The organism is Acidobacteriota bacterium (genome assembly GCA_030697165.1).
Lineage (GTDB): Bacteria > Acidobacteriota > Vicinamibacteria > Vicinamibacterales > UBA2999 > 12-FULL-67-14b.
On sequence record JAUYQQ010000002.1, the window covers coordinates 60,881 to 79,921 of the forward strand.

15 protein-coding genes are annotated in these 19,041 nt (G+C 67.6%); 9 read left to right on the forward strand and 6 right to left on the reverse strand.

What is annotated here, in order from left to right:
• Positions 1-14: 14 nt before the first annotated feature.
• From Q8T13_01670 to Q8T13_01680, 3 genes are read left to right on the forward strand one after another with little or no spacing between them, the layout of a single operon-like run.
• Entirely contained in the window at positions 15-1,430 is a 1,416-nt protein-coding gene (locus Q8T13_01670; GenBank protein MDP3716457.1) for an aldehyde dehydrogenase family protein, read from the forward strand.
• A gap of 18 nt (positions 1,431-1,448) precedes the next feature.
• Complete coding sequence (locus tag Q8T13_01675; protein MDP3716458.1) at positions 1,449-2,048, forward strand: High-affinity nickel transporter; 600 nt, start codon at positions 1,449-1,451, stop codon at positions 2,046-2,048.
• Complete coding sequence (locus tag Q8T13_01680; GenBank protein MDP3716459.1) at positions 2,045-3,154, forward strand: putative sulfate exporter family transporter; 1,110 nt, start codon at positions 2,045-2,047, stop codon at positions 3,152-3,154. Before Q8T13_01675 ends, Q8T13_01680 begins: the two co-directional genes overlap by 4 nt.
• Positions 3,155-3,219: 65 nt before the next feature.
• Here Q8T13_01680 and dacB read toward each other — a convergent pair whose 3' ends face one another.
• The 5 genes from dacB to Q8T13_01705 are packed head-to-tail and all read right to left on the reverse strand — an operon-like array spanning position 3,220 to position 9,548.
• Entirely contained in the window at positions 3,220-4,755 is a 1,536-nt protein-coding gene (gene dacB / locus Q8T13_01685; GenBank protein ID MDP3716460.1) for a D-alanyl-D-alanine carboxypeptidase/D-alanyl-D-alanine-endopeptidase, read from the reverse strand.
• Positions 4,752-6,152 carry a DUF4340 domain-containing protein gene (locus Q8T13_01690; protein ID MDP3716461.1) on the reverse strand — a complete coding sequence of 467 codons (1,401 nt, stop codon included), beginning with the start codon at positions 6,150-6,152 and terminating at the stop codon, positions 4,752-4,754. The genes dacB and Q8T13_01690 overlap by 4 nt, the downstream gene beginning before the upstream one ends.
• 6 nt (positions 6,153-6,158) lie before the next feature.
• Complete coding sequence (locus Q8T13_01695; GenBank protein MDP3716462.1) at positions 6,159-7,775, reverse strand: Gldg family protein; 1,617 nt, start codon at positions 7,773-7,775, stop codon at positions 6,159-6,161.
• Between the two features lie 2 nt (positions 7,776-7,777).
• The gene (locus Q8T13_01700; GenBank protein MDP3716463.1) at positions 7,778-8,542 is read right to left on the reverse strand and encodes an ABC transporter permease subunit; all 765 of its coding nucleotides are present in this window, start codon (positions 8,540-8,542) and stop codon (positions 7,778-7,780) included.
• The gene (locus Q8T13_01705) at positions 8,535-9,548 is read right to left on the reverse strand and encodes an ABC transporter ATP-binding protein (protein MDP3716464.1); all 1,014 of its coding nucleotides are present in this window, start codon (positions 9,546-9,548) and stop codon (positions 8,535-8,537) included. Before Q8T13_01705 ends, Q8T13_01700 begins: the two co-directional genes overlap by 8 nt.
• Positions 9,549-9,682: 134 nt before the next feature.
• On the opposite strand from Q8T13_01705, the gene Q8T13_01710 reads away from it, so the two are divergent.
• The 3 genes from Q8T13_01710 to Q8T13_01720 all read left to right on the forward strand — a co-directional run bounded on the left by Q8T13_01710 (position 9,683) and on the right by Q8T13_01720 (position 14,724).
• Positions 9,683-12,181, forward strand: coding sequence for a penicillin acylase family protein (locus tag Q8T13_01710; GenBank protein MDP3716465.1), 2,499 nt, complete (start codon positions 9,683-9,685; stop codon positions 12,179-12,181).
• A gap of 195 nt (positions 12,182-12,376) precedes the next feature.
• On the forward strand, positions 12,377-12,787 hold the full coding sequence (locus Q8T13_01715; protein ID MDP3716466.1) for a metalloregulator ArsR/SmtB family transcription factor: 411 nt from the start codon (positions 12,377-12,379) through the stop codon (positions 12,785-12,787).
• Positions 12,784-14,724 (forward strand): cation-translocating P-type ATPase, encoded by a 1,941-nt coding sequence (locus Q8T13_01720; GenBank protein MDP3716467.1) that lies wholly within the window; start codon positions 12,784-12,786, stop codon positions 14,722-14,724. The genes Q8T13_01715 and Q8T13_01720 overlap by 4 nt, the downstream gene beginning before the upstream one ends.
• Positions 14,725-14,813: 89 nt before the next feature.
• On the opposite strand, the gene Q8T13_01725 is transcribed toward Q8T13_01720, so the two are convergent.
• Positions 14,814-15,533: a TIGR02266 family protein gene (locus tag Q8T13_01725; protein ID MDP3716468.1), complete on the reverse strand. Its 720-nt coding sequence runs from the start codon at positions 15,531-15,533 to the stop codon at positions 14,814-14,816.
• Positions 15,534-15,633: 100 nt separating this feature from the next.
• Here Q8T13_01725 and Q8T13_01730 point away from each other — a divergent pair, with 100 nt between their 5' ends.
• Genes Q8T13_01730 through Q8T13_01740 form a run of 3 tightly spaced genes read left to right on the forward strand, consistent with a single transcriptional unit; the run spans position 15,634 to position 19,011 of the window.
• On the forward strand, positions 15,634-15,882 hold the full coding sequence (locus Q8T13_01730; protein MDP3716469.1) for a hypothetical protein: 249 nt from the start codon (positions 15,634-15,636) through the stop codon (positions 15,880-15,882).
• Complete coding sequence (gene larE, locus Q8T13_01735) at positions 15,836-16,702, forward strand: ATP-dependent sacrificial sulfur transferase LarE (GenBank protein MDP3716470.1); 867 nt, start codon at positions 15,836-15,838, stop codon at positions 16,700-16,702. Before Q8T13_01730 ends, larE begins: the two co-directional genes overlap by 47 nt.
• Positions 16,699-19,011, forward strand: a complete 2,313-nt coding sequence (locus Q8T13_01740) for a DUF2723 domain-containing protein (GenBank protein MDP3716471.1) — start codon at positions 16,699-16,701, stop codon at positions 19,009-19,011. Before larE ends, Q8T13_01740 begins: the two co-directional genes overlap by 4 nt.
• The last annotated feature ends 30 nt before the right edge of the window (positions 19,012-19,041 follow it).

A 19,041-nucleotide genomic window follows, 5' to 3' on the forward strand; every position in this document is an offset into this window, starting at 1 on the left:
GAATTGAAAGATTCATGACCTCCTACGACCAGCACTATTACGACGGCGCCTGGCAGGCCTCGGGCAGCACCGACACCGTGGCCGTCATTTCATCGGCCACTGAAGCGGAAGTCGCCCGCGTGCCCCGTGGCACCGCGGAGGACGTGGACCAGGCCGTCAAGGCCGCGCGGCGCGGGTTCGCGGCGTGGAGCCGCGTGCCGGTGGAAGAGCGCGCCCAGTGGCTCGAAAAGCTCGCCGCCGCGATGAAGACGCGCGTGCCGCAACTGGCGGAAGCCATTGCGCACGAGGTCGGCACCTCGCTCGGCTACGCCACCAAGGTGCAGGTCGAGTTCCCGATCATGATGATCGGGATGAACGCCAGGTTCATCCGCGAGGCGAAGCTCGAAGAGGAACTGGGCAACTCCCTCATCATCAAGGAACCGATCGGCGTCGTCGGCTGCATCACGCCGTGGAATTACCCGCTGCACCAGACCGTTTGCAAAATCGCCCCGGCTCTTGCCGCCGGTTGCACCGTGGTGCTGAAGCCCGCGGAGATGGCGCCGGTCAGCGCCTTTATGCTGGCGGAAGCCGCCCACGAGATCGGCCTGCCCGCCGGCGTGCTGAACATCGTCGCCGGCTCCGGCCGCGTCGTCGGCGAAGCCATCGTCGCGCATCCCGACGTGGATATGGTGAGCTTCACGGGCTCGCTGCAGGCGGGCCGCCGCATTGCCGCGGTGGCCGGCGACGGCATCAAGAAGGTGTGCCTCGAGCTCGGCGGAAAGTCGGCGTTCGTGGTCCTGGACGATGCGCCGTTTGACAAGGCGATCGCGGCCGGCGTGAACAACTGCATGCAGAACTCGGGGCAGACGTGCTCGGCCTGGACGCGCATGCTGGTGCCGCGCGCCCGTCACGACGAGGCGGTGGAACTGGCGAAGGCGCAGCTGGCGAAGCTGACGCTGGGCGATCCGTTCGACAAGAACACGCGGCTAGGCCCGCTGGCCTCGGCCGGGCAGCGCGACAGTGTGCTGGGCTTCATCGAGCAGGGCAAGAAGGAAGGCGCGACGCTGGTCGCCGGCGGCGGTCGCCCGGCGGAGCCTGCGAAGGGCTTCTACGTGGAGCCGACCATCTTCGCCAACGTCGACAACAAGATGGCGATCGCGCAAGAAGAGATCTTCGGGCCGGTGCTGGTGATCATTCCGTACGACACCGAAACGGATGCCGTGGCCATGGCCAACGACTCGCCGTATGGCCTCGCGGGCGGGGTGTGGGCGGGCACGCCTGAGCGCGCGCTCGGCGTCGCGAAACAGCTGCGCACCGGTCAGGTGGATATCAACGGCGGCCGCTTCAACGTGCTGGCGCCGTTTGGCGGCTACAAGAAGTCGGGCATCGGCCGCGAGATTGGGCCGCTGGCGCTGGAAGAGTTCTTCCAGCTGAAATCCATTCAGCGTTAATCTCGCCACGGCCCTGACATGTTTGCCTTTCTCGCGGGAGTTGCCGCCGGCCTGCTGCACGTCGTGTCGGGCCCCGATCACCTCGCCGCCGTGGCGCCACTGGCGTCGGACCGCAAGCGGCGTCAGTGGCTGACTGGCCTGCAGTGGGGCTTTGGCCACACGGCGGGCGTGGTGCTGGTCGCGTCGCTGCTGCTCTTGCTCAAAGAGCAACTGCCGCTCGAAGCCATCTCGGCCTACAGCGAGCGCGTCGTCGGCGCGACGCTGATCGCGCTCGGCACCTGGGGCGTGTGGCGGGCCTACCAGCGGCATCGCCAACCACACGGTGGCGGACACACTCACGGTGGCGCTTCGTTCGCCATGGGGACCATTCACGGTCTGGCCGGCAGCTCCCATCTGTTCGGCGTGTTGCCTGCCCTCGCCTTTCCATCACGCACGGCCTCGATGCTGTATCTCGCGGGGTTCGGCCTGGGCGCCATCGCCGGCATGACGGCGTTCTCGACCGCCGTCGGCCTGCTGTCGTCGCGACTGGATCGCCGTTCGCGAAGCTACGGCGGGGTGCTCTACGCAGCCTCCGCGGTCGCACTGGTCGTTGGCGGGGTCTGGTTGGTCAGGCAATGAAGCTCGTGCCGGGCGTCCTGGCGGCATTTGTCGTGATGCTCACGGGCTTCTGGCTCGCCGATCAGATTGGCCAGGCGATTCTGGCCGCGCAGGGGCTGACGGGCAGCAGTCCGGTCTCTGGCGTCCCGGTCGCGATCGTCCTGGGCTTGCTGCTGCGCAACACGCTGCCGCTGCCGGCGTCACTGGCGCCGGGCCTGAAGTTCGCCACCACCGCCATTCTTCGCGCCGGCATCGTGCTGGTGGGCATTCGCCTGAGCCTGTTCGATGTCGTCAAGCTGGGCATTGCCGGCCTGCCGGTCGTGCTTGCGGCGATCGCCACCGGGCTGTTGTTCGTGACCTGGTTCAATAAGAAGCTGGGCTTGCCGCCGCGCCTGGGCACCCTGATCGCCGCCGGCACCAGCATTTGCGGCGTCACGGCCATCGTCTCGGTCGCCCCGGCCATCGAGGCCGACGAGCGCGAAGTGGCCTACGCCGTGGCCAACGTCGTCGCCTTCGGCCTGTTCGGGATGCTCGCCTATCCCTACCTCGCGCACTACTTCCTCACCTCGTCCGAGACGATTGGCTTGTTCCTGGGTACCGCCATTCACGACACGTCGCAGGTCGTTGGCGCGGCGCTGACCTACAAGCAGGTTTACGAAGATGATGTGGTGCTGCGAGTAGCGACGGTGACGAAGCTGACTCGCAACATCTTCCTGGCCGCGGTCATTCCGTTGCTGACGTGGATGCACATTCGCGACTCGCAGGCGGCCGTTGGTGGCGTGCCGAAGAAGACCAGGTGGACGGCGCTGATTCCTGGCTTTGTCATCGGTTTCGTGGCGATGGCGGTGGTGCGCTCGGCCGGGGATGCCACACTGGGTTCAAATGGCGCAGCCTTCGGGATCTGGGACGCCGCGTCGTGGGCCTCGATCACGAAACAGCTGGGCGATTACTGGGCGTCTCAGATTTTGCTGGGCACGGCGATGGCTGCGGTCGGGCTGAACACCAACTTCGCGGTGTTCAAGGGCGTAGGCATGAAGCCGTTTGCCGTCGGCCTGGCCGGTGCGGTTGCGGTCGGGTCGGTCGGGATGCTGATGGCCGTGCTCTTCGGTCGTTTCGTGCATCTATGAACAGGAGATCAAGAGTTCACGAGCAAGTCTTTTAAGTGTTCATCTCTTGATCTCTTGCTCCCCTGTTACGGCAGCAGGCTGGGGTGCTTGAAAACCACCAGCCTCAGCAGGGCCTGGTCCATCGCCGCATCGATCTCGCGCGCCGGGACCCGGAAGCCGTTGACCATGAACGCGAACACCAGCGGCTCGCCTTCTTCAGTGACGACGTAGCCGGCGAGCGACCGCACCTGGGACATGGAGCCGGTCTTGGCCCAGACGCGCGCCTCGCCGACGGTCCCCTTCAGCCGCTGCGCCAGGCCGCCGCTCACGCCCGAAACCGGCAGCGACGAGCGGAAGTTCTCGGCGAGTTCGGGGTTGAGCCACATGTAGGTCAGCACGCCGATCAGCGCGTCGGGGGTCAGGTAGTCGTAACGCGACAGGCCCGAGCCGTCGCGCGCCAGGTAATAGTCGGGCGACACGCCCCACCGGCCCAGGGTCTCGGCCAGGATCTGCAATCCCGCTTCGGTGGTGGCAGGGACGCCCGGCGGCGACAGCGATCGCAACAGGGTCTCGGCGTAGAGGTTACGGCTCCACTTGTTGATGGTGTCGACGATTTCGAACAGTGCTGCCGAGCGGTCCTCGAGCAGCAGCGTGGCCTTGGCCATGTCGGGCGGAATGGCAACCGCGTCGATGTCGGCAATGTCGCCGGCGACCACGATGCCGTGCCGGAGCAGGGCTTCGCGCACTGCGTTCAAATAGAACACCGTGGGATTGGGCACGGCCGCGGTCGCCGCCAGCGGGGCGGCGCCCAGGGCGACCTGCCCTCGTACCTTCAACACGGAGCTGCCCGGGTCGCGCTCGAGGGAGAGGCGGCTCGGCTCGCCTGCGGCCGCCGTGACCACGTCGCGGTCGAGGGTCAGCCCGCTGCCTGGCGGCGACACGGTGATGATGGCGAGGCTGCCGGCCGCCATGCCAGGGCCGACGCTGAGTTCCACCTGGTTCTCGTTGTACTGCAGCGCGCTGACGGGCGCACCGTAGCCGAGCGCGAGGTCGTCCCACGCCCAGCCTAAACCCCAGCCAGGCTCGGCAAACGCGTTGTCGTCGCCGATCAGGTGACCGGTGATCACGCGCACGCCGCCCGCGGCGAGTCGTCTCGCCCAGTCGTCAAACGCCGCCGCGCGATCGGGATGCCGCGGGTTGATGGTGGGATCGCCGTTGCTGACGACCACCAAGTCGCCTTCGAGCCGTCCGTCCGTTACCGGGCCGGTGGCATAGAGCTGGGTGGTGTAGCGGTAGTCCCAGCCAAGGCGCTCGGCCGCCACGGCGGTGGTCAGCAACTTTTGGGTTGAAGCGGGCACCTGGAGGCGGAACGAGTTGGAGCTGTACAGCGTCTCGCCGCGCTTGAGCGAGTGGACGGCCACCGACCACAAGCCGTGGTCCACACTGCGCGCCGAGAAGATCGCCCGCAGATCGCGGCGGAGTTGTTCGTGATGGTCGGGGTGGGCGAGGGCCTCGGCGAGCGTCGGCGCCTGCGCCCCGGCCGTTTGCCGGCTGGCGCAGGCCGTGGCGAGCAGGAGCGCGGCCGCGACGGCCGCGGCCTTATGCCCGCCCCGTTTGGTCACTGCTTCTCGCCCGGCTTGTCGGTGGCCGGGGCGGCCGGCGGCTCGGGCGGGATCGTGACCACGTCGAACGCCTGCATCGCCGCGGCCATCGAGGCCAGATCGACCTTGGCGACCACGGCTTCACCCTCGCGCGCGGCGAACGACTCTTCGCCGACACGGCCGAAGCGCACGCGTTCGAACTTGCCTTCGTCGAAGCTGGCGCTGACGACCAGCGCCGGCCGGTCGAGCCCGGTCCTGGTCCTGGCCTCGACGAACGATTCCGCCTTGATCGCCACGAGCTTGGCCAGCAGATCGTCCATGGCCGCGGAGTCGGCGGTGTGCGAGGCGCCGCCGACGCGGGTCACCTTCCAGGAATCGGTGCCGGCCGGGTCCGTGGCCTTCACCTTCTCCAATTCGTAGGTCTTGGGGCCGCCCGGCGCATCGAGCACCGCGCGCAGCCGGTCCACATGGAAGGCACGCAGCTCGAACAGCTCCTTCTTGCGGTAGTCGTCAAAGGGCTTGGTGAAATCGCCCTGCAGCGTCGTGTCGACGGTGAACACCAGCGGCCGGGACCGGTCGCGCGCGTAGGTGTCGCCGTTTTCGGTCTTGCCCACTTCGAGGATGGCCTTGGCGCTGCCGGCGCCCACCGCAATGGTCATCACCGGCCGGTCGAGCCCGTACTTCGCCAGCTCCGTGCCCTCGCTGTCGACCAGCTTCGACATGTTGGCGCTCGCCAGCCGCGTGAGCAACCCCTCGATGGCGCTGTAATCGCTGCGCGATGGCACCGGCCCGCTGACCTTCCAGTCGCTGCCGTCGCGTGCCAGCGTCATGGTCCGGCCGTCGCGGACCAGCGTCACCGCATCGGCCTTCTCGCGGTCGAACTTCAGGATCTTCTTGTCGCGCAGGTCGAACGGGGTGCGGTTGAAGCTGGTTTCCTGGAACGACGACACCAGGAACACCGTCTGGTCGCCGTTCTTCATGGCGTACATCTCGCCCCCGGTGGCGTTCATGTCGCCAAGCGCCAGCGAGCCAGTCTGGCTGCCGGCCTTGAACTCGACCGCAATTGGCGGCGTCGCCAGGTTGTACTTCACCAGGTCGGTGGCGTTCTCTTCGACGACGCGTACGCGTTCGAGATTGGCGAGCGCCATTCCAAGGCTCGCCGCCTCGGCCGGGTCGGCGTCGGTCTCGACCGGCTCGATCATCTTCCAGCCGGCCTCGCTCTTGCGCAGCAGGCTGGTCTCGCCCTGGTAGGTCAGCTTGACCTCGTCCACGGCATCAACCGCGAGCGTGTAGACCTTTTCCTTCGCCGGCCCGCCATCGAAGCCGGGCGCGGGCCGCTTCGAATCCACGAAGTAGATGTAGCCGCCCAACCCGGCCAGGACGACGATCAGGATCAGAGTGGAGGTGATGCCGCGCATGGCTCGTTACCTTCTCCGCCACCACGTGTAAACGCCCGATGCGAACACGATGCCGGGGATGACGAACAGGCACAGCAGCATGATGCGCTGTTGCTGATCGGCCGTCAGCGTGAGGCGGCGGTCGGCGGGTTCGCGCGGACGAATCGCAATCAGGTTCTCCGACTGCGCCAGCCAGTTCACCGCGTTCATGAAGAAGTCGCGATTGCCCTGGATGCCGAGGCCGAAGTTGGCGGCGAAGTCGGAGTCGCCGATGCCGACGACCCGCGATTCCGGCTTGCGCTCGGCGTCGGGTGCGGCCGGGGTGCCGTTACCAGCGGGCGCTGCCGGTGCTGCAGTGGCCGGCGCCGAGACGGCCGCACCGAGCGTGATCGGTCCCATCCGGTCGCCCTTGCCCTCGTCGAAGGCAACCTGCGCGCCGCCGGCGCCCGACAGCGAGGCGAGATCGGCTTCGGCCCAGCTCTGGGCGCTCGTGTTGACCAGCGGCTGCGCGGTGCGGCCATTCGCGCCGCCTTCGATCGGCGTCATCGACCGCGCCATCGGGTAGGCGGTGAGCAGGCGGAAGCCCTCACTGATCGCGTGGGGCGGGTACTGCGCCGCGACCGGCACCGACGCGTCGGTGCCGAGCATCTGGCCCATGCCGCTCGCATCGAGCACCACGTCGTTGCCAGCGCGGATGCCCCAGTCGGCCAGGAACTGCGTCAGCAGCGGATGCGTGTTCGCGCCGGACTTCGCTTCCGGATCGAGCATCACCAGCACCTTGCCGCCGGCGTTGACGTAGGTATTGAGCGCGTCGATCTCCGGCTGGAAGAAGTCCGTGGTCGGGCCGGGAATCACCACGACGGTGGCGTCGGCCGGCACGGTCTTCTGCTGCACCAGCACCAGCGATTCGACGCCGTAGTTGTCGCTCGCCAGCGACTGGACGATGGTGCTGAGCCCGGTGCGATCGGTGGCGGCAATGTCCTTCTCGCCGTGACCCTGGGTGAAGTACACCTTTCGCGTGGCGCCGGTCACCGCCTTGATCAACGCGTTGGTGATGGCCTGCTCGTCGGAACTGGTCACGCGCTCGGTGCGGTCCTTGTACTGGATCAGGATGGTCCCGTACGACTGGATCGCCGCCTCCTTCGCCCGGGTCGGTTCGCGGTCCGGGTCGACGTACTCGGTCTTGACGTTGGTCGAGTGGTACGTGAACTGGTCCAGCCGATCGCGGAACGCGTCGAAACTGGTTTGGCGATCGAAGACCACGAACGTGACCGGCGCGTCGAGCGTCTGCAGTACCTTGATGGTCTGGTCCGACAGGCTGTAGACCTGGTTGGCGGTGAAGTCCCAGCGCTTGTTCTGCCGGACGCCCAGGTAGTTCACGGCGACGAGAATGCCGAGGAACACCAGGATGCTGACGATCGACATGGTGCCGTACTGGGCGCCGCGGCCCTTGTAGAAGGTGGCGACGTCGCGCCACTGGCCGGCCATGTAGATCAGCACCGCCACCAGGCCTGCCCACGCCATGTAGGTGGCGTAGTGATCGCTCCACCAGCCCCAGGGCGGGGTGTAGAGGCGCGCGGCGACGGCCGCGAACACCAGGACCGTGCCAATCCAGCCGATGATTCCGAAAATCTTGTTCGCCATGATTAGCCTCGCCACCTTTCGCTGTCGACCGACTTCATGGTGAGGAACAGGCCGAACGCGATGAAGCTCAGGTAGTAGATCACGTGCTTGGTGTCGATGATGCCCTTGGCGAAGTCATCGAAGTGTTCCGTGATCGACAGGTGCGCCAGCACCGCCTGCGTGGTCGGGCCGACGAAGGAGCTGATCCAGTTGAGCACCCACAGCATCAGGAACACCGCGAAGGTCGCCATGGCGGCGACGATCTGGTTCTTGGTGAGGCTCGAGATGAACAGGCCGAGCGACAGGAAGCAGCCGCCCATCAGCAACAGGCCAAGGTAGCCGGTGGCAATCGGCTTCCATTCGGGATCGCCGAAGATGAACAGGATCGCCATGTGGATCAGCGTGATCGAGAGCATGGCGGTGTAGAGCGCCATCGCCCCGAGGAACTTGCCGAGAATGATCTCGACGTCGGTCAGCGGCGAGGTCAGCAGCAGCTCGATGGTGCCCGAGCGCTTCTCCTCGGAGTAGGTGCGCATGGTGATTAGCGGGAACACCAGCAGCATGATCACCGTGGTGTTCATGAACGCCGGGCCGACCAGCATCTGGTTGATGTTCAGCGCCTGGCCGGGATTCATGCCCGCCTGCATGCTCTGCTGCTCGAAGAACGCCAGCGGCACGTAGAAAAACCACCCGAACAGCAGGGCGAAGAAGCCGATCAGCACGTAGCCAATCGGTGACGAGAAGTAGGCATTCAGCTCGCGCTGGGCGATCGCGGCGATGTTACGCACCGGCCACCTCCTCGCCTTCCGCCTTCGCCGAGGCTTCGGCGGACAGGTCGCCTGCCGCAGTTGACTCGCCGGTGGCCACTTCCTCGGTGGTCAGGCTCAGGAAGATCTCCTCGAGGCTGACCCGTACCGGCCGCAGCTCGAGCAAACCCCAACCGCCGCGGACGATGGCCGTGGCGAGTTCGCGCCGGACATCGGCGCCCTTGTCAGTGTCCACTTCGAAGATGCCCGTGTCGTCTTTCTGGTCGGCGACATGCACGCGGGCCACGCCGGCGACGCTTTGCAGCGCGCGCTGCATGTCGTCGACCGGGCCCTGTGCCTGCACATACATGGTGATGGCGCCGCGCAGCCGTTCGGTGAGCGCATCCGGCGTGTCGATGGCCACGACCTTGCCCTTGTTGATGATCACGACCTTCTGGCAGGTCTGCGACACCTCGGGGAGGATGTGGGTGCTCAGCACAATGGTGTGGTTGCCGGCCAGCTCGCGAATGAGCTGCCGCGTTTCGATGATCTGCTTGGGGTCGAGGCCCGCGGTCGGCTCGTCGAGCACCAGTACCTCGGGTTTATGGATCAGCGCCTGGGCCAGGCCGACGCGCTGTTTGTAGCCCTTGGAGAGCTTCGCGCAGTGCCGGTCGGCCATGTCGGCGACCCAGGTCCGCTTCATCACCTCGTCCACGCGGCCCTTGATGTCCTTGCGCACGCCCTTGATCTTGGCGACGAAGGTCAGGTACTCGCGGACGGTCATGTCCGGATAGAGGGGCGGGGTCTCGGGCAGGTAGCCGGTCTTGCGCTTGGCCTCGATCGGCTGCGTGAAGACGTCATGCCCCGCCACGGTCGCCGTGCCTTCGCTGGCCGGCATGTAGCCCGTGATGATGCGCATGGTGGTGGTCTTGCCCGCGCCGTTCGGCCCCAGGAACCCGAGGATTTCTCCCGACTCCGCGCGGAAACTCACGTCGTCCACGGCCGTAAATGCACCGTAGCGTTTCGATAGATGCTGAACCTCGATCACGAGAGGTCTCCGATGGTTGAAAACAGTGTAAGCTCTAGACCGGACGCGGATTAAGTGCGTCCAGCCCCCCATCCTATTCGAACCGCCTGAGCGCGGCAAGTCGCCTCAGACGGGATATCGCATTCAGGAACCACGTGAAGCGAATACTGTTCGCAACGGTCGTTCTTTTACTGGTCGCTGCCGGCTCCGGTTGGTGGTGGGCGCGCGCCTCCCTTCCCGCTTTGGACGGCCAACTGGCCCTTCCTGGTCTTGGCGCCCCGGTCGAGGTGTTGATCGACGGCTACGGCGTGCCCACGGCCTATGCCCGCGATGTCGAGGATGCGTGGTTTGCGGCGGGAGCGCTGCATGCGCGCGATCGGCTGTGGCAGATGGAGCTGTACCGCCGCGTCACGCGCGGCCGGCTCTCGGAAGTGATGGGGGAGGCGACGCTGACGATCGACCAGCGCTTCCTGACCCTCGGCTTGCGGCAGGCCGCTGCCGAGGAGTGGTCGCGCGCGACCCCGGCGGTGCGAACCGCGCTCGAGCGGTATGCCGCAGGCGTGAACGCGATTGTATCTACGTTGACCGGCCGCCAGCGGCCGATTGAGTTCCAGGTCTTGGGAATCACGCCCGCGCCGTGGACACCCGAGGATTCGCTGGCCGTTGGCCGATTGCTGGCGTGGCGGCTGGCCGAGAACCACCAGGCGGAACTCGTCAGGGGAGCCATGGCTGCGAAGCTTGGCGAGACGGCGGCGCGGGAGCTGGCTGGCCGTTATCCTGCAGACTCGCCGGCGATTCTCGGCGAGTCTGGTCCCGCCGCCGGCCCTGTGGGGTCGGCCGCTGGCGCGGCCTCCTCGGGCTTGACCCTGCGGGTCTCGTCGGGCTTGGCGACTCCGTCGCCTCGTCGGGAAACCCCCGCCTGGCCGGCGGGCCTGGAGTGGCTGAGGCCCGGCGTCAAGCGCGGCAACAGCAACAACTGGGTGGTCGCGGGACGCCGAACCACGAGCGGGCGCGCGATTCTCGCGAACGACCCGCATCTGGCGATCGAGTTTCCCTCGGTGTGGTATGAGCTTCATCTCGTGGCGGCGGGACTTGATGTCACGGGCGTCACCGTGCCGGGCGTGCCGTTCGTCGTGCTTGGGCACAACGCGCGCGTGGGGTGGGGCATCACCAATACCGGCGCCGACGTGCAGGACCTGTTCCGGGAGCGGATCCAGGTGGGGCAGAAGCGGGCGTTCCATCGCGGCGAGTGGCTACCGATTGAGGTGACGCCGGCCGACATTCCCATTCGCGGCCACTCGCGGCCGTTCCCGTTTGAAGTGTGGAAGACCAGAAACGGTCCCATCTTCGCCGACGTCGGCCTCGAGTGGGATGCGCCACCGTCGTGGCTGTCGCCCGAGAGCCGGCCGGCGGAGGAACGCGGTGCGTACTCGATTCGTTGGGACGCCGGCGGCGATCTCGCGGTGTCGTTCGAGGCGCTCAATCGGGCCACGGACTGGGCGTCGTTCACGGCCGCGGTCGAGTCGTTCGCGCTGCCGTCATCCAACATCGTCTATGTCGACGTGGACGGCAACATCGGCTACGCGATGTCGGGCCGTTTACCGGTGCGTGCCAGCGGCGACGGCAGCGTCCCGATTGATGGGGGCAGTGGCGCCGGTGCCTGGACCGGCACGGTGGCGGCGGCCGCGCTGCCGCGTGTGATCAATCCGCCGGCTGGATTCATCGCCTCGGCGAACAACGAGGTCGATCGCAAGTTCCCGGGTCTGATCACGAGAGACTGGGCAGCGCCGTTCCGGGCTACGCGCCTGGTCGAGCAGTTGTCGAAGCCCGAGACCGTCGACCTGGATGCGATGCTCGCGCTGCAGAACGACCGCCGCAGCCTGGCGGCCGATGCCGTGCTCGCCGGCCTCGAGGGCGCACTGACTGCCGGGCGCGCGCGCGGCGCCGACGCCTCCGCAGTGGCCGTACTCGACCTGCTGGCGCAGTGGGACCGCGTGGTTGACGCGCGGCCGGTGGTGTCGCTGTACGAGGCGTTCGAGGACGCGATGTGGCGCCGGACGTTCATGGACGAGATGGACGAGCCGCTGTTCATGGCGTTCTACGAGTGGGCCGGCGCCGAGCGCTTTGCCGGCCTGCACGTGGTGCTGGGCGACCGGCAGTCGCGCTGGTTCGACGACATCACGACCGTCGATCGGCGCGAGACGCGCGACGAGATCATGCTGCTGGCGGCGCGCGATGCGGAGGAGCGGCTCCAGGCCGAGTACGGCGGTGGCGCCGGCCGCGCCTGGGACCGGGTGCATGCAGCGCGCTTCGAGCATCCGCTCGGCGGGGCGGCGTTTCCCCTGGCGTGGCTGTTCAACCGCGGCCCGGTGCCGGTCGCCGGCGACGGCACGACGGTCATGCGGATCAGCTGGAATCGCCGCCGGCCCTTTGCGGCTTGGGAGTATCCGTCGTGGCGGCAGATTCTGCACGCCGGGCAATGGGACGAGTCGCGCGTGTCGCTGCCGGCGGGGCAGTCGGGCCACCCCCTCAGCCCTCATTACTTCGACCAGAACGAAATCTGGCGCGATGGCGGCTACCGTTTACAGCCCTTCTCGCGCGCCGCGGTCCAATCCGCCTCCCGCCACCGCTTGCTGCTGCTGCCAGGGGTCTGACCCCCATTTTCACCAAACAGTGGATTGGGGACAGTCATATTGAAGCCGCTGTGGCCCCAATTCAGGTTTTTCGGCCATTTTCGCGGCCGACGACGATTGGACGTCTGACCCCAATCCACTGTTTGGTGAAAATGGGGGTCAGACCCCGAATTGACGGCGGGCGTGGTTGGCGGTAATGTATGAGCAACTGTTCATATGTTCAGACATGACGACGTCTGCGATCTCGTCCAAATCGACCTGGCGCGCGTGCGCGCGATTCGGGCGGCGCTGACCGCGCCCGGCCCGGTCCAGGCGCTGGCCGACACGTTCAGCGCGCTTGGCGATCCGACCCGCGTGCGGATTCTCGACGCGCTCTCGCACGGCGAACTTTGCGTGTGCGACCTGGCCGCGGTCCTCAAGCTGAGCCAGTCCGCGGTCTCGCACCAACTGCGCCTGCTGCGCGGCCTGCGCCTCGTCCGCCCGCGCCGCAACGGCCGGGTCGTCTTCTACTCGCTCGACGACCAGCACATCATGGCGATCTTCAGGCAGACGCTTCAGCACGTCGAAGAAGATCAAGGTGCCAAAGGTGCCAAAGGTGCCAAGGGTGCAGAGGGACGACGCCGGTGAGCACCGCCACCACCGCGCCGCAGGCCCACGCGATTGGCTGCTCGCACTGCGACGACGAGGCGCCGGCGCCGACCGGCGCGCGCATCCGCGGCTGGGTCACCGCGATCGCGGCGGCCCTCGTGCTCGTCGCCTGCGCCCTCGGTTTCTTCGCCGTTTTTCCGGCGTGGGTCAATGCCCTCTTCGTCGTTGCGGCCCTGACCGGCAGCATTTTCCCGGCGCAACGCGCCATCCAGTCGCTCGGTCGCGGCTCGCTCGACATCAACGCGTTGATGGTGATCGCTGTCGCCGGGGCGATGGCGATCGGCGAGTTCGAGGAGGCGGCGATGGTGGTGTCGCTGTTTGCGGCCGCCCAGTGGCTCGAGGCCCAAAGCCTTGATCGTGCCCGCAAGGCCATCGGCCGGCTGCTCGACTCCGCTCCCGCCGACGTCCTGATCCGCGATCAGACCGGCGAACGCCGGGTCGCGATCGACGCCGTGCCAATCGGCGCGCTGATGATCGTGCGGCCCGGTGACAAGTTCGCCCTCGACGGGCTCGTCGAAAGCGGCCGGTCCGACGTGAACCAGGCGCCCATCACCGGCGAATCCCTCCCCGTCGAGAAGGCCGAGGGCGACGAGGTCTTCGCCGGCACCGTCAACGGCCACGGCGCGCTGACTGTTGCGGTCACGCGCCGCCGTGCCGACACCACGCTCGCCCGCATCGTCCGTCTCGTCGAGACCGCGCAAGCGCAACGCGCGCCGGTGCAACAGTTCATCGACCGTTTCGCGGCGTGGTACACGCCGGCGGTCGTGGTGCTCGCCGTGCTGCTCGCCGCGCTGCCGGTGCTGCTTGCGGGACAGCCGTTCGACGTGTGGCTGTATCGCGCCCTCGTCCTGCTGGTGGTGGCCTGTCCGTGCGCGCTCGTCATTTCCACGCCGGTGTCGGTGGTGTCGGCGCTGGCGGGTGCGGCCAGCCACGGCGTGCTCGTCAAGGGCGGCGTTCACCTCGAACGCCTGGCCGGCGTGCGCGTGGTCGCCTTCGACAAGACCGGCACGCTCACGACCGGCACGTTCAGCCTCGACCGGGTGATCCCGCTGGCCGGTACGCCGCCTGATGATCTCATCCGCTACGCCGCCGCCGTCGAATCGCAATCCGAGCATCCGATCGCCGCGGCCATCGTCGCGCATGCGGTGGCGGCCGGCTGGGCGCTCGAGCCGCCGTCGCAGGTCCGCGCGCTGCCCGGACTGGGCGTCGAAGGCACGGTCGCGGGTTCGGCCATCGTCTGCGGCACGCCGCGGCTGTTTGCCGAGCGCGGCTGGATGACGCCCGCGCTTGAAGAGACCGCCGCCGCGGTCGCCGCCGCCGGCCTGTCGCCGGTGCTCGTGTCTCGCGATGGGCTGGCGATTGGCGTGCTCGGACTGCGCGATCGGCCGAAGGCCGATGCACCGCGAATCGTGGACGAGCTCAGCCGGCACGAGGGCATTCGGGTCGCGATGATCACCGGCGACCACCACGAACCCGCGCGCGCCCTCGCCCGCGACCTCAACATCGCGACCGTGCTGTCGCAGCAATTACCGCAGGACAAGGTCACGGCGGTCCAGTCGCTGCGCCGCGAGACGGGTGCCATCGCCATGATCGGCGACGGCGTCAACGACGCGCCGGCCCTGGCCGCGGCCGATGTCGGGATTGCGATGGCGGCGATGGGTAGCGCCGTGGCAATCGAAGCCGCCGACATCGCCCTGATGAGCGACGACTTGTCGAAGTTGCGTTACGCCATTCGCCTGAGCCGCGCCACCCTCGTCAACATCCGGGTCAACGTCGCGCTGTCGGTCGCGCTCAAGGCGATCTTCCTGGCCCTCGCCGTGGCCGGCGTCGCCACGCTGTGGATGGCCGTGCTGGCCGACACCGGTGCGTCGGCGCTGGTGGTTGCCAACGCGGTGCGCCTGCGGCGGTTCAAATAACGCCGGGAGTCGGGAGTCGGGAGTCGGTCGGGAAACCAATCGCTCCAGCATTTCGACTCCCGGTTCCCGATTCCCGACTCCCGCCTGGATCACGTCTTCACGGACCGGAAGAAGTGCGCGTTGACGAACTCGTCGATGGCGACCTGGTCGGCGGGCTTCACGCTGGTGAAGCGGATGCCCATGCCGGCGCGCTGGTCGCTCCAGCACACCACCGCCTCGGCTTCCATCTCCCGCTTCGAGCCCGGGAGCGCGAATCGCAGCTTGAGCTCGGTCTCGCGCGGTAGCGGACCGGAGGTGCGAATCGCGATGCCGCCGCGGCTCAAATTGAGCGACAAGGCCGCCGCGATCGTGCCGCCGGCGCGATAGGACACCGGAATTCCCATCACCACCCGCGGACCGCCGCGCCGGTTGAAGTTGTCGGGAAACAAGTGCGGCGCGATCGACGGCAGGATGTGTTCGACCGCGCTGTACTCGTTGAGGTAGCCGCCCACGCCCAGGCCTGCCAGTTCGCGGATCTCCTCGGCGCTCGTCACCGACCCGCTGAACACCAGGATCGGCAGGCGGCCCTGATCGAGCTTTCGAATGCGCCGCACCAGTTCGGCCCCCGACGCGTGCGGCATGCGCAGGTCGAGGACCATCAGGTCAAGCTCATCGAGGTCGGCATGCACCCGCGCCAGCAATTGGGCAACGCTCTTCACCACCACGGCGCGGTGGCCGGAGGCAGCCAGTGCGGCCTTGAACCGATCGCGCACAAACGGCGTGTCGGCGGCGACGAGCACGGTCTTGCGTGGTGAAGTGGAAACCGTCATATCGCGCTCGGCGCGAGGCCAATTCGTTGCAGACTGTATCAGGTTCTCGCTATAATTTGCTGGACCGTCCGCCACCAAACGCCGCCAAGGAGCGCCGAGCATGTCCGCGATTTGTCCCGAGTGCGATTCGCCAATTGATGTTGATGAGTTCGACGTTGACATTGGCGACGAGCTCACCTGCTCGGAATGCGGGTCGTTCCTGCGGGTCGCCAGCGATTCTCCGCTCGAATTCGAGCTCGCCGATGACGACGATCTCGACGAAGAAGAAGACGAAGAAGAAGAGAAGGACGGCGAAGAAGAGGATGCCGACGACGAGGACGAAGACGAAGACAAGGACGACGACGAGTAGCGAAGTCGCCGGCAAGGCGGCGCGCCTGCGCGAGATCCTGGCCGGCTACGACTCAGTCCTGGTCGCCTTCAGCGGCGGCGTCGACAGCGCCTACCTCGCCATCGCCGCCTCGCAGGCGCTGGGGCCAAAGGCCCTGGCGGTGACCGCCGACAGCCCGAGCTATCCCGATAGCCATCGGCAACTCGCCCTGGCGATCGCGCGCGATTTCAACCTTGCCCACGAGGTGATTCACACCGCCGAACTGGACCGGCCCGAGTACCGAGCCAACCCGGCGAACCGCTGCTACTTCTGCAAGGACGAGCTTTACTCCCAGCTGAGCGCCGTGGCGCGCGCGCGCGGCCTGGCCGTGATCGTCGACGGCAACAACGCCGACGACCGTGGCGACTATCGGCCCGGCCGACAGGCCGCCCGCGAACACCACGTCCGCAGTCCTCTGGATGAGGCCGACCTCACCAAGGACAACATTCGCGAGTTGTCGCGCGCCGCCGGTCTCGACAGCTGGGACGAGCCGGCCTCGGCATGCCTGTCGTCGCGCATTCCCTACGGCAGCGAAGTCACCGACGCCGCGCTGCGGCAGATTGAGCAGGCCGAGCAAGTCGTGCGCGATCTCGGGTTCCGCATCTTCCGCGTGCGCCACCACGACCAGGTGGCCCGCCTCGAGGTCGCCCGCTCCGAAATGCCGCGCGCCCTGGAGCCGGCGGTCAACGCCCAGCTCGTCGCCGGCCTCAAGGCACTCGGCTATCAGTATGTGAGCCTCGACCTCCAGGGCTACCGGCTGGGCAGCTTGAACGAGGCGCTGCGCCTGCGCCCGGTATCGTGACCCCGCGGCGGGCGCTCGCTGCGCTCGCGCTGGTCTTCGCGCTGGCCCACGTCCCGTTTCTCGCCAACTCGCTCGAAGACATCGACTCGGTGAACTTCGCGCTCGGCGTGCGCGACTTCAATGTGGCCGAGCACCGTCCGCACCCGCCTGGCTACCCCCTGTACATCGCGATGGGCAAGGTGATGACGGCCATCACTGGCACTGTGATGAGCGGCGCACCCGCGGCGACGGTGGAAGCGCGCGCACTGGCGGTGCTGTCGGTGCTTGCGGGCCTTGCGGCCATCGCCGGGCTCTACGGTGTGTTCGCGAGCCTGGCCTCGCGCAAGCCCGCCGCGACGACGCCCTGGAGCCCGCTCAGTATCGAAGCGCTGGCGGCCACCGCGGTCACCGTATCGTGTCCATTGTTCTGGTACCTCGCCGCGCGCCCGATGAGCGACCTGCCGGGCCTGGCTTTTGCCCTGGCGGCCCAGGCTTGCCTCTTGCTCGCGTGGTGGCGGCAGTCGCCCGGTCCCGACGGCGATCGGCGACTGTCGCCTGCCATGACGGCGGCGTCGGGCCGGATGATCGTGATCGGGTCGTTTCTGGCGGCGCTCAGCATCGGCATGCGCTCGCAAACCGTGTGGTTCACGCTGCCGCTGCTGATGGTGGTGCTGTTCGACCGCGTCGGCCGCGGCGTCGCGGGCGCGATGATCGGCGGCGGCATCATGTTCATCGTCGGCGGCCTGGCCTGGGGTATCCCGCTGCTGGTCGTGAGTGGAGGACTGGGCCCGTACCTGGCTGCGCTCGGGACGCAGGCCGGCGAAGACTTTGCCGGCGGCGAGATGTTGTACACGAACCTGTCGGCGAGGACGGCGGCGTTTGCGCTGATGCGCACGTTTCTCGACCCATGGGATTCGGTGGTGCTGGGCACCATCGTGATGGTGCTCGCTGCGGCCGGAGTGGTGCACCTGTTGCTGCGCGACCGGCGCACCCTGGTCGCGGTCTTGGCCATGAGCGCGCCCTACCTGGTGTTTCACCTGGCATTCCAGGACACCTCCTTCGTCCGCTACGCGCTGCCGATCGTTCCGGCCATCGCCTTCCTCGCCATGCGCGGTGCCGCCCTGGCGGCTGAGCGCGCCGTGGCGGTCGCCGCGATCGCCATCTCGATTGGGTCGGTGGTGATTGCCAGCCCGGTGCTGGCGGCCTATGGCGCCGAACCCAGCCCAACCGTACGGGTGCTCGCGGCCATGACCGCCGAGGCGCCGCCGGGTGCGCCAGTCGCGCTCGCCATGCACCAGACCTTCAAGCGTCCACTCGAAGCCGAGGTCGTGCCGTTTGCCACGGTGTTGCCGTCGCCGCCGCGGCTCGAGTGGCTCGAGCTGGCAAAGTTCTGGCGCGAGGGCCGCACCGAGCCGGTGTGGTTCCTGGCCGACCCCGTGCGCAGCGATCTCGCCTTGATCGATCCCGCCAGCCTGAACGCGTCCACCGAGTTTCGCTGGCCGCTGGTCGCCCGCCCGGCATTTGGCGGTATGCGGCCGTCGGCAGTGCGCTGGTATCGCCTGCCGCCGCCCGGCTGGTTTGCTGAAGAAGGGTGGTCGCTGACGCCCGAGACGTCTGGCATGGCCGGCTTGATGGGTCGTGGCCCACACCTGGGCCCCATTGTCGCGCGGGTGCGGCGTCGTGCCGGTGCGACTGCCGTGATGGTCGGCGGCCGTAACCTCGGCGCTCCCGGTGACCCTGCGGCACGCTTCACCATGGCCCTCGACGGGGTCACGCTGCAGCAGTGGGATGCGCCTCCGGGCTTCTTCCTGCACGTCTTCGACGTTCCCGCGGGACGGCTGCTCGGACAGGGTTCCTTTGCCGAGCTGGCGATTCACTCCACCTCCGGCGCGGGCACGCCCGTCATCCAGACCGCGATCGAACAGTTCGACCTGCAGGACACCGGCGCGCTGATGTGGGGCTACGGTGACGGCTGGAACGAAGCGGAGTACAACACCACCCTCGGCGTGTGGCGATGGACCAGCGCGCGGGCGACGCTGCGTATCGCCGGCGGGGCCGAGGACGTCCGGGTCGCGCTGGAGGTCGAGTCGCCGTTGCGGCACTTCGATGCACCCGCGAACGCGCGGATCCTGGCCGGCGATCAAGAGGTTACGAAGACGTCACTGGCCGGGACCCAGACGTGGGAGTTCACCGTTCCCGGCGCGGTGCTGGCGGCGTCTGGCGGCGTGCTGACCATCGAGACCGACCGGACCTTCGTGCCGGCCGAGCGTGGCGGGGGGGCTGACAATCGGCGCCTGGGATTGCGCATCCTTTCCATTCGTATCCGCTAATCGTTGACACCGGCAGAAGGCAGCCGTTAA